Here is a 14321-nt window from a genome sequence, read left to right as displayed (position 1 = left end):
AGCAGGTTTCATGCCAAAACATTCAGGCGTTACCCCGGCGTCGGCAACCGAAGCCAACGCACACTACAGCCCGCGTTTATGTAATGACGATCTGGCCCCGACGCGCCAGCAAAACTGGAATTGGTACAACATTTTTTCTTTCTGGATGTCGGATGTACACAGTATGGGAGGCTATGTGGTCGCCGCCAGCTTCTTTACGCTGGGTTTGGCGAGTTGGCAGGTATTGCTGTGTTTATTAATTGGCATCTGTATTGTTCAGTTGGCGGCAAATCTGGTGGCAAAACCGAGCCAGATGGCGGGCGTGCCTTACGCCGTGATCTGCCGCCAGGCGTTTGGCGTGTTTGGCGCGAATATCCCGGCGGTGATTCGCGGGCTGATCGCCTTTGCCTGGTATGGCATCCAAACCTGGCTGGCATCCAATGCCATGCTGTTGATGTTATTAAAATTCTTTCCCTCATTAACCAGCTTAACCCACAGTAGCTGGCTTGGCCTGTCTCAGCTTGGCTGGATCTGCTTTGGCATCATGTGGTTACTGCAGGCGTTAGTGTTCTGGCACGGTATGTCGGCAATTAAGCGTTTTATTGATATTGCCGGTCCGGCGGTCTACGTCGTCATGGTCGCGCTAGCCGGATGGATTGTGTACAAAACGGGTATTAGTGGCATCTCGTTCACGCTGGCCAGTAAGCAATTGAGCGTTAGTGAACAAACCTGGCAAATGATTACCGCCACCGCGCTGGTGGTGTCTTATTTCTCCGGCCCGTTGCTGAACTTCGGCGATTTCTCACGCTACGGTAAAAGTATGCGGGAGATTCGTCGCGGCAACCGTTGGGGATTGCCGTTCAACTTCCTGCTATTTTCAATTGTGACGGTCGTCATCGTATCCGGCTCGCATTCCCTGTTTGGCAAAATGATTACCGACCCGATTGAAACCGTGAGCCGGGTCGGTAACGACGTAGCGGTAGCCATTGGTCTGCTGACGATGATTACCGCGACAATCGGTATTAATATCGTGGCCAACTTCGTGTCACCGGCGTTTGACTTTTCTAACTGCGCGCCGCAAAAAATCAGTTTCCGCACCGGCGGGATGATCGCTGCCGTCGGCTCGGTATTACTGACGCCGTGGAACCTTTTCCAATCGCCAGAGTTAATTCACTACACCCTGGACGTACTGGGTGCCTTTATCGGCCCACTCTTCGGCATTTTGCTGGCGGATTTCTATCTGATCAAACGCGGTGAAATTGTGGTTGACGATCTCTTCGATGCGACGCCGCAAGGCCGCTACTGGTATCGCGGAGGCATTAATCCCAAAGCGGTCATGGCGCTGGTTCCGGCAGTGGCAGTTGGACTCCTGTTGAGTTTTATTCCTTCGCTACATGCGGCCGCCAACTTTAGTTGGTTTATCGGCGCTGGTTTAGGCGCAGGCGGTTATCGCTGGATGGCACGTGAAGAGCGGCCACGCGCACTGGGTAAACGCTTTGCCGATAAAATGACGATGCAGAAAGAATAATTATCGTCGCGCTTAAACGACGAAAGGCCGATTCATTGCTGAACCGGCCTTTACAAATTTTGGCGGAACGGACGGGGCTCGAACCCGCGACCCCCTGCGTGACAGGCAGGTATTCTAACCAACTGAACTACCGCTCCGCGCTGTGTTCCCCGTCGGGAACGAGGCGCATATTAAGGGCACTTCGAAGTGCCGTCAACGCTTTTTCGTAAAGAATAGATCATTTGTCGTATTTTTCATCAGGGATGCTTTTTTTCGACTAAAAATGAAGCGCTTAAGCGCGCCACAGGCAACTGCCGCCCTTCTTCATGACTAAATCAAGCCGCTGTTCATGCGCCATTACTTCTTCGTCGCTGGCGTGCAAAACGCGGAGTGCCGCCGCCGGACGTGTAATGCGTTGAATGGTTTCTTCACCGCCCTGCTTTTCGCTTTCCCCTTCCATTGAAAATGTCAGCGAGGTTTGCCCGCCGGTCATGGTCAGGAAAACTTCCGCCAGAATCTCGGCATCGAGTAATGCGCCGTGCAGCGTACGCTTACTGTTATCAATTTCGTAACGCGAACAGAGCGCATCCAAACTGTTGCGCTTACCCGGGAAGAGTTTGCGCGCCATCAACAGACTATCGGTGATTTGACAGAAGGTTTCGGTCTTCTCAATGCCGCGTTGCAGTTTGGCGAACTCATAATCCATGAAGCCGATATCAAACGACGCATTATGGATTACCAGCTCTGCGCCGCGAATATAATCCAGAAACTCATCGGCAATTTCGCTAAAGGTCGGCTTATCCGCCAAAAACTCATCGGCAATCCCGTGTACGCCAAAGGCCTCGGGATCAACCAAACGATCCGGCTTCAGATACATATGAAAGTTATTACCGGTCAGGCGGCGATTGACCACTTCTACCGCACCGATTTCAATAATGCGGTGGCCTTCGTAGTGGACCCCCACCATGTTCATCCCGGTGGTTTCCGTATCAAGTACAATCTGGCGTGTAATTGCTGTGCTCATAGGGCTCGTTTATGTCAGACTTGGCGTTTTGTCAGAAGGAAGTCTACCAGAGATGCGTAAACAGGTAGAAATTTTCACCGATGGTTCTTGTCTTGGCAACCCTGGTCCTGGGGGGTATGGCGCCATTTTGCGCTATCAGCAACATGAAAAAATGTTTAGCGCCGGTTTTCATTTAACCACCAACAACCGGATGGAGTTGATGGCGGCGATTGTGGCGCTAGAAGCGCTCAAACAGCCCTGTGAAGTCGTGCTCAGTACCGATAGTCAATATGTCCGGCAGGGGATTACCAGTTGGATCCATAACTGGAAAAAACGCGGCTGGAAAACCACCGATAAGAAGCCGGTAAAAAATGTCGACCTGTGGCAACGTCTTGATGCCGCATTAAGCCATCATCAGATTAAGTGGGAGTGGGTAAAGGGCCATGCCGGCCACCCGGAGAACGAGCGCTGTGATGAACTGGCGCGCTCGGCAGCCGAGAACCCGGCTTTTGACGATGTTGGGTATCAGCCGGGATCGTGATCATTAAAGTGGCGAAACTGGCGTGTCGCACTGGCGGTTTGCCGTAATTTCACTTTATGGAGGCTCTTCTTCGCCGGGTTCATGGTTAACGGGAAGGTTCGTTTGCGCGCGACAATAATATTCAGGCAACCGAGCGCCGGTAGGTGCGCGCTGATCACTTTCCCGCCTTGCCGGTTCCATGGCAGCACCTGAAAATGCGTCCGTTGCATCACTTCATAATTGAGTAAGCTAAGCCAGTCCAGCACCCGAATCTGGCTATACATCCGCCCGCTCCATGGCGCACGGCGATGTAAGCCCGGCACCACTTTCCCAACGCCGAGCAGACTAAATGGATTGAATCCGCTGATAATCATCCAGCCATCATCAATTAACACCCGATCGACCTCACGCAAAATACTGTGTGGGTCATGGCTCCACGCCAACGTATGCGCCAGCAAACACGCATCGACCGATTTCGCCTCAAAGGGCAGCCGCATTGGGTTAGCGATAACCTGTAACGCCGAGCCCTCCTCCCCCACATTGACCTGATGTGAAATAGAACAACCTTCGGTATTAATTTCCGCGCTGAGGCTACCAATTTTGAGCAAATGAAACCCATACAGCTTGCCAAGGCAGGGCTGTAGATGTTGGATTAGCGCATCGCGGAAATAGTCCCCCCATGGCATATCGCTCCATGAGTGCGGCGCGTTGAGAATTTGGCGTGTTTTAGCAGGCTTCATGCTTTACCATCTTGATTCCTTCACGACCTTTGCGAGGTGTCTATGAATCTTACCAGCATTCCTGCCTTTCAGGATAACTACATCTGGACGCTAAATGATGACGATGGTCACTGCGTGATTATTGATCCCGGTGAAGCGGCGCCGGTACTCGCTGCGTTGGCGAAAAACCGTTGGCAACCCGTAGCGATTTTACTGACTCACCACCATCACGATCACGTTGGCGGCGTAAAAGAACTTTGCGAAAAGTACCCGTCTCTAGTGGTATATGGCCCTCAGGAAACCCAAGATAAAGGGGCTACCCATATTGTCAGTGAAGGCGATCGGCTACCTATTTTGGGGCGCGAATTTAGCGTTATCTTTACTCCCGGTCATACTTTAGGACATATCTCATATTTCAGTTCACCTTATCTTTTCTGTGGCGATACGCTTTTTTCCGGCGGTTGCGGACGCTTATTTGAAGGGACGCCAGAACAAATGTATGAATCTTTTCAGAAGCTTGCAGAACTCCCCGATGAGACACTGGTTTGCTGTGCGCATGAATATACGTTATCCAATTTGAAGTTTGCGCATGCCGTTTTACCACAAGATGCGGATATTGAGCGCTACTATCGAGAAATTAAGGAGTTACGCGCTAAAAACGGCGTTAGTTTGCCGACAAAACTGGCTCTTGAACGTAAAATAAATGTTTTTTTACGCACACAAGAGACTGATTTACAAAGACAACTTGGGTTCGAAATTGCGCCACAGCACCCATGGGAAGTATTTGCTCTGTTACGGCAGAAGAAAGACCATTTTTGATTTTTCTGGTTGTGTTGTTTACGGCGAGCACGTATGATTGCTCGTCTTTTAAGCAAACTATTGACACACACATGAAGGCTAAAGCGATCTTACTCGCCTCGGTCTTGCTGGTTGGGTGCCAGGCGTCAAGGCAAGATGCCAACATCCCGGAACAGCATGCACAGAGTTTGTCTTCGGCAGGTCAAGGTGAAAATGGAAAGTACTCAGATCGGATGTTGTCTCCGCGTTGGCAGGATGATGGAACGGGCCTCGCACAAGACCTCGATCTTTGGAATTTCATAAGCGACGAGCTGAAGATGAAGGTTCCGGAAAATTCCCGGATCCGTGAACAAAAACAAAAGTACTTAAAAAACAAGAGCTATCTCCACGATGTAACATTACGGGCAGAGCCGTATATGTACTGGATTGTCGAGCAGATTAAAGAACGTAAGATGCCGATGGAACTAGTACTACTACCCATAGTGGAGAGCGCTTTTGACCCCCATGCAACCTCTGCGGCGAATGCTGCGGGTATTTGGCAGATAGTGCCAAGCACGGGGCGAAACTACGGTTTGAAGCAGAACCAGTGGTATGACGGTCGACGGGATATTGTCGCCTCAACAAAAGTTGCGTTGGATATGATGCAGCGGCTTAACGGCATGTTTAACGGTGATTGGTTGTTAACCATCGCTGCTTATAACAGCGGTGAAGGTCGTGTGTTGAAGGCGATAAAACAGAATAAGGCGCGAGGGAAACCTACCGATTTCTGGAACTTGTCGCTGCCGCGTGAAACCACGGTTTACGTGCCGAAGATGTTGGCTTTGGGCGAAATCCTGAAGAACAACAAACGTTATGGCGTCCGTTTGCCAACCCCGAATGAAAGCCGCGCGCTGGCGCGAGTGGAAGTGGGTCAGCAGATCCAGTTGACGCAGGCGGCCGAAATGGCAGGCATGTCGCTGACAAAATTGAAGAGCTTTAATACCGGCTACAAACGCGGTGCCACAGCGCCTAATGGACCTCATTACATCATGGTTCCTAAGTCGCATGTTGCACAGTTACGTAGCTCGCTGGCCTCTGGTGACATCACCGCTGTTCAACCCACGCAGTTGGCGAAGAACAGTGTTGCTACCGGCAGCAGCAGTTATAAGGTTCGTCGTGGCGATACGTTGTCGGGCATTGCCAACCAACTGGGCGTTTCGGTGAAAACGTTGCAGCGCGCGAATAACCTGCGCGGCGCTAACATTAAACCGGGTCAAACGCTTTCTGTTGGGGCGGCGAAAAGCGCCGAACTGGCCGATAACGGCAACAGCATCACCTACCGTGTTCGTAAGGGTGATTCTCTTGCCAGTATTGCACGGCATCACGGCGTTGAGATTAACGACGTGCGCCGCTGGAACAGCGTGCTGGGTGATACGAAAAACATTCAGCCGGGCGATAAGCTAACGCTGTTTGTTGACAATAGCGCAACGCCAGACAGCTAGGTTTAAGCCGTTATAAAATAAAAAAGAGCCGCTTCAAGTCGGCTCTTTTTTTATGCTTTTTTTCGGTTAAAGGCGTTCAGGCTTGGTGGTTTGGAACTCAACCAGTAGTGGATTATGATCGGAAGCTTGGGTAACCAGCACCGATGCCTCGCTAACATTCATATCGCGATAGAAAACAAAGTCCAGCGGGCGACCAAATGCTTTGCGCCGATGATCATCAGTAAACCTCACCTCACGCAGCCCCATCTCGCGCGCAAAGCGGTACAGCGCGTTAATCCGCTGGCGGCTCCAGGCATTAAAATCACCGGCCATAATCACCGGCCCTTGATGATGCAAAATTTGTTCGCCTATCGGGCCAAGCTGTTTGCTATAAACATCAATACCGAGGCTGAAGTTCACCGCATGGATATTGACCACCATTAACATACTGTCATCCGGCAGCGGATAGGCGGTGATCAGCGCGGATTTCGCCAGACGCAGTAACGGCTCGCGTTCGCGCAGTGGACAACAATATACCGGATGAGCGGCAGCCAGCGTCATTACCCCAGAGGGATGTTGTGGTAAAACGAACGCGGGAACCTGGTCGGCAGCGAGATAATTTGAGGTGGCAAAATGGATCAGTTCTGGCGTGGTCTGCGCTTCCTGCAACAACACCAAATGCGCATGTTTGCCGAAGTTTTGTAATACCGACATCCAATCAGCGCGCTGCTGTTTAAAGATATTCCACACTAATACACGCAGCGTGGCTTCCGTCGAGATAGGCGTGCCCGGCGGCAATGCCTGACCAACATGCAACATGGCGCCAGGCGGGAATATACGCTCCGCTGGCTGGCCTGCAACATATCTCATGGCATAGGTTTTTTTCCGCACTTTTAACGTCTGTCCCCGCGTGTTTTCGTGTTCTGGTTTCCTTACCCAGTTATAGGGGCTTTAGGGTGTACTTTCAATCAATGATGCATAATTCCCCGGCGTAGACCGCAAGCAAATGTAAAAGGCCTGAGCAGGCCCACTCAATGTTTAACTTAACGCTGGCGCATTGCGCTTATCCAGACGCCCGCTATAGATAATCATCAGCAGCGCGACCAACACAATCAGCGCACCAATCCAGGGCGTTTGTGCTAATCCATACTGTTCGACAATATGCCCGCCGATGACCGAACCCAGCGCGATCCCCAGGTTAAATGCCGCGATATTTAATCCGGAAGCAACATCTACTGCGCCTGGCGTATAACGCTCGGCTTTTTGTACCACATAAACCTGTAGGCCGGGCACATTACCGAAGGCGAAGATCCCCATCACCAATACGGTCGCCAATGCGGCAAAGTGCAAGCTGGCGGTAAACTGAAACACCAGCAGCAGGAGAGAGAGTGCGGCAAAGATAAAAGCCAGTGCCGGTACCGGTCCATGTTTATCCGCCAGTTTACCGCCCCAGATATTCCCAATCGCAACCGAAATACCATAGCCTAGCAGAATCAAGCTCACCGCTTGCGGCGTGAAGCCAGCCAACTCCTGCATCATCGGCGCCAGAAAAGTGAAAGCGGTAAACACGCCACCATAACCTAACGCGGTAATCGCGTAGATCATCAACAACCGTGGATGCGTTAATACGGTAAGTTGCTCCTTCAATCCTGCGACTGCACGGTTTGGAATGGTTGACGGCACCAACATCAGGCTGCTTACCAGGGCGATAACACCAATCGCTGACACGGCGAGGAAGGTTTCACGCCAACCGAAATGCTGGCCAATAAATGTTCCGAGTGGAACGCCGGTGACCAGCGCAACGGTCAAACCGCCGAACATGATGGCAATCGCCGATGCTGCCTTCTCTTTGGGCACCAGACTGGTTGCAATAGTCGATCCTACCGAGAAGAAGACGCCGTGTGCCAGGCCGGTCAACAACCGTGCAATCACCAATGTTTCATAATTCGGTGACTGCCACGCAACCAGATTTCCAACAGTGAATAATGCCATCAGCCCTACCAATAGGCGTTTACGTGGCATTTTACTGGTTAATGCGGTTAACACCGGCGCTCCAATCGCGACACCCAGCGCGTAAATGGAAACCAGTAACCCGGCGGAAGGTAGCGTAATGTTTAATTGTTGCGCAATGACAGGAACTAATCCGACAATCACAAATTCGGTGGTTCCTATCGCAAAAGCGCTGATGGTTAATGCGAGTAAAGCTAACGGCATATCAGGCTCCGATTAATAAGTACGTTTTGTTGGTGCCCAGTATCCCGCCATGCTTAAATAACAAAAAGATGTAAAATAACAATTAATTTTTGCGAAAGGAGCAATAATGAAAGCCACCTCAGAGGAGTTAATCATCTTTGTCGCGGTTGTGGAAAGCGGGAGTTTTAGCCGGGCGGCGGAGCAATTAGAGATGGCTAATTCTGCTGTTAGCCGTGCGGTAAAGAGGCTTGAAAACAAGTTAGGAGTAGAGTTACTGACCCGTACAACGCGTCAAATTAGCCTGACACAGGAGGGTGAGGCCTACTTTCGGCGGGTACAGAAATTATTGCAGGATATGGCCAGCGCGGAAAATGAGCTGATGGAAAGCCGGGAAGTACCGCGTGGGTTGCTGCGTATCGATGCAGCCACGCCCGTGGTATTGCATTTATTGATGCCACTGATCAAACCGTTTCGTGAGCGCTTTCCTGAAGTGACGCTGTCGTTAGTTTCATCCGAGACGTTTATTAATTTGATCGAGCGAAAAGTCGATATTGCGATTCGTGCCGGTACCTTGAGCGATTCCAGCCTACGCGCTAAACCACTCTTTATTAGCTATCGTAAAATTATCGCCTCGCCAGCCTATTTAGCTGAGCGTGGTATACCAAAAACCGTTGAAGCGTTAGCGGAACATGATTGCCTGGGGTTTGTCGAGACGCCGGGGCTTAATCGCTGGCCGGTCGCACAAAAGGATGGAGAACTGTATAACATCAAGGCATCGACCACCTCAAACAGTGGAGAAACACTTAAGCAGCTTTGTCTTAGCGGCAATGGTATCGCCTGCCTGTCGGATTATATGATTGATAAAGAGATTGCCGATGGAACGCTGGTTGAGCTTTTGGCGGAGGAGATATTGCCGGTCGAGATGCCGTTTAATGCGGTTTATTATAGTGACCGGGCGGTGAGTACCCGCGTTCGCGCATTTATTGATTTTCTAAGCGCGCAGGTGAATGGACAGCCCCCAAGGGCGTAAGGGCTGTCCTGCAGTGGCAAATCGAGGGTTAATCCCAGTTTGGCGCCAAACCTTCCGGGCTCACCAAACGTTCGCCGCGATCCAATTCGGCGATCTTCGCCATGTCTTGCGCATCCAGTTTCAATGAAACTGCCGCCATGTTGCTCGCTAAGTTTTCACGTTTAGTGGAGGAAGGAATTACCGCATAACCTAACTGCAGCGCCCACGCTAAAATAACCTGAGCTGGCGTGGCTTGATGTTTTGTTGCAATAGCTGCAATCACATCATCTTTTAGCGCTTTACCATAGGCCAGCGTCATATAGGAAGTGATGTGGATACCGTTCGCTTTTGCGAAATCAACCACTTTGCGGTTCTGCAAATAAGGGTGCAGTTCGATTTGGTTGGTGGCGATTTCATCCGCGCCTACCGCCTCAATAGCCTCTTGCATCAGTTCAACGGTAAAGTTAGAGATACCAATTTGACGGGTTAAACCGGCTTTTTTCGCTTCAACCAGTGCCAGCAGGGTTTCTGCCACCGGCACCGCTGCGCCCGGCGATGGCCAGTGAATCAGCGTCAAGTCGACATAATCGGTGCGCAGTTTCGCCAGGCTCTCTTTCAGGCTTGGGATCAGTTTGTCTTTCGACAGGTTTTCAATCCAAATTTTGGTGGTGATAAACAGTTCATCACGCGCTACGCCGCTCTCTTCAATCGCTTGCCCAACGGCAGCTTCGTTTTCATAGATTTGTGCGGTATCAATGACGCGGTAGCCGAGTTCCAGTGCAGTTTTTACTGAATTGATTACTACGTCGTCTTGCAGGCGGAAGGTGCCCAGGCCAAATGCCGGAATAGTCATAATATCCTCGTGTTCAAGAGTTATCAGAAAGTGAGGAGAGTATGACAGGGTTATTATTGATGAAAAATGAGGTTAAACGCATAACACTTTTGCCTTGCAGGCAATAGTTTCTGTTTTCTGGCGGCTAAAAAAGAAAAAACCCTGACATTGCTGTCAGGGTTTTTCGTGTTTAAGTGGCGGAACGGACGGGGCTCGAACCCGCGACCCCCTGCGTGACAGGCAGGTATTCTAACCAACTGAACTACCGCTCCACCGATTCTGTACTGGTACCAACGTCTTCATCGCGCTGATATCAGGTATTTCTCCCGCTCCGCGTCACCGGAGGGTCTTATCTGATGCCTGGCAGTTCCCTACTCTCGCATGGGGAGACCCCACACTACCATCGGCGCTACGGCGTTTCACTTCTGAGTTCGGCATGGGGTCAGGTGGGACCACCGCGCTAGTGCCGCCAGGCAAATTCTTGCTGCACGGAACGAATATAACGCTCTGCTGCTGCGTTGCCTGCGCTTGCAAAGTCAGTCACATACCTTATGTATGCTCCCTCCTTTCCTGCGCTGGTCGCCTTGCTTCAGCACGTTCTCTTTCGTTCCCGCAAATGCTTTTATCCGGTAAACTCGCTGAAAATCAAAACCGCGTCTCTCAAGAACGCCTCTGGCGTTGTAAGGTTAAGCCTCACGGGTCATTAGTACCGGTTAGCTCAACGCATCGCTGCGCTTACACATCCGGCCTATCAACGTCGTCGTCTTCAACGTCCCTTCAGGACCCTCAGGGGGTCAGGGAGAACTCATCTCGGGGCAAGTTTCGCGCTTAGATGCTTTCAGCGCTTATCTCTTCCGCATTTAGCTACCGGGCAGTGCCATTGGCATGACAACCCGAACACCAGTGATGCGTCCACTCCGGTCCTCTCGTACTAGGAGCAGCCCCCCTCAGTTCTCCAGCGCCCACGGCAGATAGGGACCGAACTGTCTCACGACGTTCTAAACCCAGCTCGCGTACCACTTTAAATGGCGAACAGCCATACCCTTGGGACCTACTTCAGCCCCAGGATGTGATGAGCCGACATCGAGGTGCCAAACACCGCCGTCGATATGAACTCTTGGGCGGTATCAGCCTGTTATCCCCGGAGTACCTTTTATCCGTTGAGCGATGGCCCTTCCATTCAGAACCACCGGATCACTAAGACCTGCTTTCGCACCTGCTCGCGCCGTCACGCTCGCAGTCAAGCCAGCTTATGCCTTTGCACTAACCTCACGATGTCCGACCGTGATTAGCTGACCTTCGTGCTCCTCCGTTACGCTTTGGGAGGAGACCGCCCCAGTCAAACTACCCACCAGACACTGTCCGCAGCCCGGATTACGGGCCAACGTTAGAACACCAGCCATTAAAGGGTGGTATTTCAAGGGCGGCTCCACGGGAACTGGCGTCCCCGCTTCAAAGCCTCCCACCTATCCTGCACATCAAGGACCAGTGTTCAGTGTCAAGCTGTAGTAAAGGTTCACGGGGTCTTTCCGTCTTGCCGCGGGTACACTGCATCTTCACAGCGAGTTCAATTTCACTGAGTCTCGGGTGGAGACAGCCTGGCCATCATTACGCCATTCGTGCAGGTCGGAACTTACCCGACAAGGAATTTCGCTACCTTAGGACCGTTATAGTTACGGCCGCCGTTTACCGGGGCTTCGATCAAGAGCTTCGCGTTGCCGCTAACCCCATCAATTAACCTTCCGGCACCGGGCAGGCGTCACACCGTATACGTCCACTTTCGTGTTTGCACAGTGCTGTGTTTTTAATAAACAGTTGCAGCCAGCTGGTATCTTCGACTGCCTTCAGCTCCGTGAGCAAGTCACTTCACCTAACGACAGCGTGCCTTCTCCCGAAGTTACGGCACCATTTTGCCTAGTTCCTTCACCCGAGTTCTCTCAAGCGCCTGGGTATTCTCTACCTGACCACCTGTGTCGGTTTGGGGTACGATTTCGTGTTGCCTGATGCTTAGAGGCTTTTCCTGGAAGCTGGGCATTTGTTACTTCAGCGCCGTAGCGCCTCGTCGTCACACCTCAGCGTTAACGGCCTTCCGGATTTACCTGGAACGCCCGCCTACATGCTTAAACCGGGACAACCGTCGCCCGGCTAACATAGCCTTCTCCGTCCCCCCTTCGCAGCAACACCAAGTACGGGAATATTAACCCGTTTCCCATCGACTACGCCTTTCGGCCTCGCCTTAGGGGTCGACTCACCCTGCCCCGATTAACGTTGGACAGGAACCCTTGGTCTTCCGGCGAGCGGGCTTTTCACCCGCTTTATCGTTACTTATGTCAGCATTCGCACTTCTGATACCTCCAGCAGCCCTCACAGGCCACCTTCGACGGCTTACAGAACGCTCCCCTACCCAACGAACGTATCCCTAAAACGCCTCGACTTTAATGAACGCATTGACGTCGCTGCGCTCCGTCAATCGTTAAGCCTTACAAAACGTTTTAAGTGATACGTTCGCTGCCGCAGCTTCGGTGCATGGTTTAGCCCCGTTACATCTTCCGCGCAGGCCGACTCGACCAGTGAGCTATTACGCTTTCTTTAAATGATGGCTGCTTCTAAGCCAACATCCTGGCTGTCTGGGCCTTCCCACATCGTTTCCCACTTAACCATGACTTTGGGACCTTAGCTGGCGGTCTGGGTTGTTTCCCTCTTCACGACGGACGTTAGCACCCGCCGTGTGTCTCCCGTGATAACATTCTCCGGTATTCGCAGTTTGCATCGGGTTGGTAAGCCGGGATGGCCCCCTAGCCGAAACAGTGCTCTACCCCCGGAGATGAATTCACGAGGCGCTACCTAAATAGCTTTCGGGGAGAACCAGCTATCTCCCGGTTTGATTGGCCTTTCACCCCCAGCCACAAGTCATCCGCTAATTTTTCAACATTAGTCGGTTCGGTCCTCCAGTTAGTGTTACCCAACCTTCAACCTGCCCATGGCTAGATCACCGGGTTTCGGGTCTATACCCTGCAACTTAGCGCCCGGTTAAGACTCGGTTTCCCTTCGGCTCCCCTATGCGGTTAACCTTGCTACAGAATATAAGTCGCTGACCCATTATACAAAAGGTACGCAGTCACCCCATAAATGAGGCTCCCACTGCTTGTACGTACACGGTTTCAGGTTCTTTTCACTCCCCTCGCCGGGGTTCTTTTCGCCTTTCCCTCACGGTACTGGTTCACTATCGGTCAGTCAGGAGTATTTAGCCTTGGAGGATGGTCCCCCCATATTCAGACAGGATACCACGTGTCCCGCCCTACTCATCGAGCTCACAGCCAGTGCGCTTTTGTGTACGGGGCTGTCACCCTGTATCGCCGGCCTTTCCGGACCGTTCCACTAACGCACAAGCTGATTCAGGCTCTGGGCTGCTCCCCGTTCGCTCGCCGCTACTGGGGGAATCTCGGTTGATTTCTTTTCCTCGGGGTACTTAGATGTTTCAGTTCCCCCGGTTCGCCTCATGCCACTATGTATTCATGACATGATGATGCACCGAAGTGCACCGGGTTTCCCCATTCGGACATCGCCGGCTATAGCGGTTCATATCACCTTACCGGCGCTTTTCGCAGATTAGCACGTCCTTCATCGCCTCTGACTGCCAGGGCATCCACCGTGTACGCTTAGTCGCTTAACCTCACAACCCACAGGCGTCCTTCTCATCCGGTTTCGTAACGACTGCGCGTCGTAAGGGCCGCGTTGTGCAGTGCTCGCAGATGCTCACATACTTCAGTATGCTCCGCCCTGCTGCGCGCTGACGCCTTGCCCTTACTTAGCTCGTTCGTTACTCCTTCGGAGCAGAACCGCTTTCGGGTGTAAGTATTTGAGAGACTCGTGAACAACCTTGCGGTCATTCATCGTTTCAATTTTCAGCTTGTTCCGGATTGTTAAAGAGCATAATACTTCGCAGCATACTGTCGCCAGTACACTCTGAAGTATCGGATTTCACGACGTATATGGTGGAGCTAAGCGGGATCGAACCGCTGACCTCCTGCGTGCAAGGCAGGCGCTCTCCCAGCTGAGCTATAGCCCCATACAGTCACTTGCAGAGACCTTTTTACTACCCACTCGGCTGAGTGCTTTTCTTCCGGAGAAGATAATTTGTGCTCAGGCAAGGCGTGGTACCGCGACGCATAGTCAACTATGCGAGCCGGGGCCACAACGCAGCATGAGTACAAATTTGGTAGGCCTGAGTGGACTTGAACCACCGACCTCACCCTTATCAGGGGTGCGCTCTAACCACCTGAGCTACAAGCCTATAAAGG

The 14321-nt window shown here is 51.9% G+C and carries 10 protein-coding genes, 4 tRNA genes and 2 rRNA genes; 5 read left to right on the top strand and 11 right to left on the bottom strand.

The genetic code is table 11. The features are described from left to right. Positions 1 to 10 precede the first annotated feature (10 nt). The gene (locus PMPD1_RS05030) at positions 11 to 1507 is read left to right on the top strand and encodes an NCS1 family nucleobase:cation symporter-1 (protein WP_173633005.1); all 1497 of its coding nucleotides are present in this window, start codon (positions 11 to 13) and stop codon (positions 1505 to 1507) included. Between the two features lie 60 nt (positions 1508 to 1567). On the opposite strand, the gene PMPD1_RS05025 is transcribed toward PMPD1_RS05030, so the two are convergent. Continuing rightward, positions 1568 to 1644, bottom strand: a tRNA-Asp gene (locus PMPD1_RS05025). 134 nt (positions 1645 to 1778) lie between these two features. Further along, a complete protein-coding gene (gene dnaQ / locus PMPD1_RS05020; protein WP_173633004.1) occupies positions 1779 to 2510 on the bottom strand; it encodes a DNA polymerase III subunit epsilon in 732 nt (243 codons plus the stop codon). Here dnaQ and rnhA point away from each other — a divergent pair. After that, positions 2464 to 3030, top strand: a complete 567-nt coding sequence (rnhA, locus tag PMPD1_RS05015; RefSeq protein WP_173633003.1) for a ribonuclease HI — start codon at positions 2464 to 2466, stop codon at positions 3028 to 3030. The two genes, dnaQ and rnhA, sit on opposite strands and share 47 nt — an antisense overlap. Here rnhA and PMPD1_RS05010 read toward each other — a convergent pair. Next, positions 3015 to 3749 (bottom strand): methyltransferase domain-containing protein, encoded by a 735-nt coding sequence (locus tag PMPD1_RS05010; protein WP_173633002.1) that lies wholly within the window; start codon positions 3747 to 3749, stop codon positions 3015 to 3017. The two genes, rnhA and PMPD1_RS05010, sit on opposite strands and share 16 nt — an antisense overlap. A 42-nt stretch (positions 3750 to 3791) precedes the next feature. Between PMPD1_RS05010 and gloB the strand changes: the two genes are divergently transcribed. Both gloB and mltD read left to right on the top strand, forming a co-directional pair. Next, on the top strand, positions 3792 to 4547 hold the full coding sequence (gene gloB, locus PMPD1_RS05005; protein ID WP_173633001.1) for a hydroxyacylglutathione hydrolase: 756 nt from the start codon (positions 3792 to 3794) through the stop codon (positions 4545 to 4547). 71 nt (positions 4548 to 4618) lie between these two features. Further along, complete coding sequence (gene mltD, locus PMPD1_RS05000; protein ID WP_173633000.1) at positions 4619 to 6007, top strand: murein transglycosylase D; 1389 nt, start codon at positions 4619 to 4621, stop codon at positions 6005 to 6007. A 66-nt stretch (positions 6008 to 6073) separates the two neighbouring features. Here the strand turns inward: mltD and PMPD1_RS04995 are convergent, their stop codons facing one another. Together PMPD1_RS04995 and PMPD1_RS04990 are read right to left on the bottom strand one after the other, a co-directional pair. Then, positions 6074 to 6877 (bottom strand): endonuclease/exonuclease/phosphatase family protein, encoded by an 804-nt coding sequence (locus PMPD1_RS04995; RefSeq protein WP_173632999.1) that lies wholly within the window; start codon positions 6875 to 6877, stop codon positions 6074 to 6076. A 147-nt stretch (positions 6878 to 7024) separates the two neighbouring features. Further along, positions 7025 to 8200, bottom strand: coding sequence for an MFS transporter (locus PMPD1_RS04990; RefSeq protein WP_173632998.1), 1176 nt, complete (start codon positions 8198 to 8200; stop codon positions 7025 to 7027). Positions 8201 to 8306: 106 nt separating this feature from the next. On the opposite strand from PMPD1_RS04990, the gene yafC reads away from it, so the two are divergent. Continuing rightward, entirely contained in the window at positions 8307 to 9209 is a 903-nt protein-coding gene (gene yafC, locus PMPD1_RS04985; protein ID WP_173632997.1) for a DNA-binding transcriptional regulator YafC, read from the top strand. A gap of 28 nt (positions 9210 to 9237) precedes the next feature. On the opposite strand, the gene dkgB is transcribed toward yafC, so the two are convergent. The 6 genes from dkgB to PMPD1_RS04955 form a co-directional block, all read right to left on the bottom strand. Beyond that, a complete protein-coding gene (dkgB, locus tag PMPD1_RS04980) occupies positions 9238 to 10041 on the bottom strand; it encodes a 2,5-didehydrogluconate reductase DkgB (protein WP_173632996.1) in 804 nt (267 codons plus the stop codon). Between the two features lie 174 nt (positions 10042 to 10215). Then, positions 10216 to 10292: transfer RNA gene (locus PMPD1_RS04975), tRNA-Asp, on the bottom strand. Between the two features lie 86 nt (positions 10293 to 10378). Beyond that, positions 10379 to 10494 (bottom strand): 5S ribosomal RNA (gene rrf / locus PMPD1_RS04970). 208 nt (positions 10495 to 10702) lie between these two features. Then, positions 10703 to 13693, bottom strand: a 23S ribosomal RNA gene (locus tag PMPD1_RS04965). Between the two features lie 320 nt (positions 13694 to 14013). Continuing rightward, positions 14014 to 14089: transfer RNA gene (locus PMPD1_RS04960), tRNA-Ala, on the bottom strand. 148 nt (positions 14090 to 14237) lie between these two features. Then, positions 14238 to 14314 (bottom strand) — tRNA-Ile (locus tag PMPD1_RS04955). Between the last annotated feature and the right edge of the window lie 7 nt (positions 14315 to 14321).

Origin of the sequence: Paramixta manurensis (assembly GCF_013285385.1) — a bacterium.
Classification (GTDB): Bacteria; Pseudomonadota; Gammaproteobacteria; order Enterobacterales; family Enterobacteriaceae; genus Paramixta; species Paramixta manurensis.
Note: the sequence above shows the minus strand (reverse complement) of the source record. Positions and strands in the feature narration are given on the sequence as shown.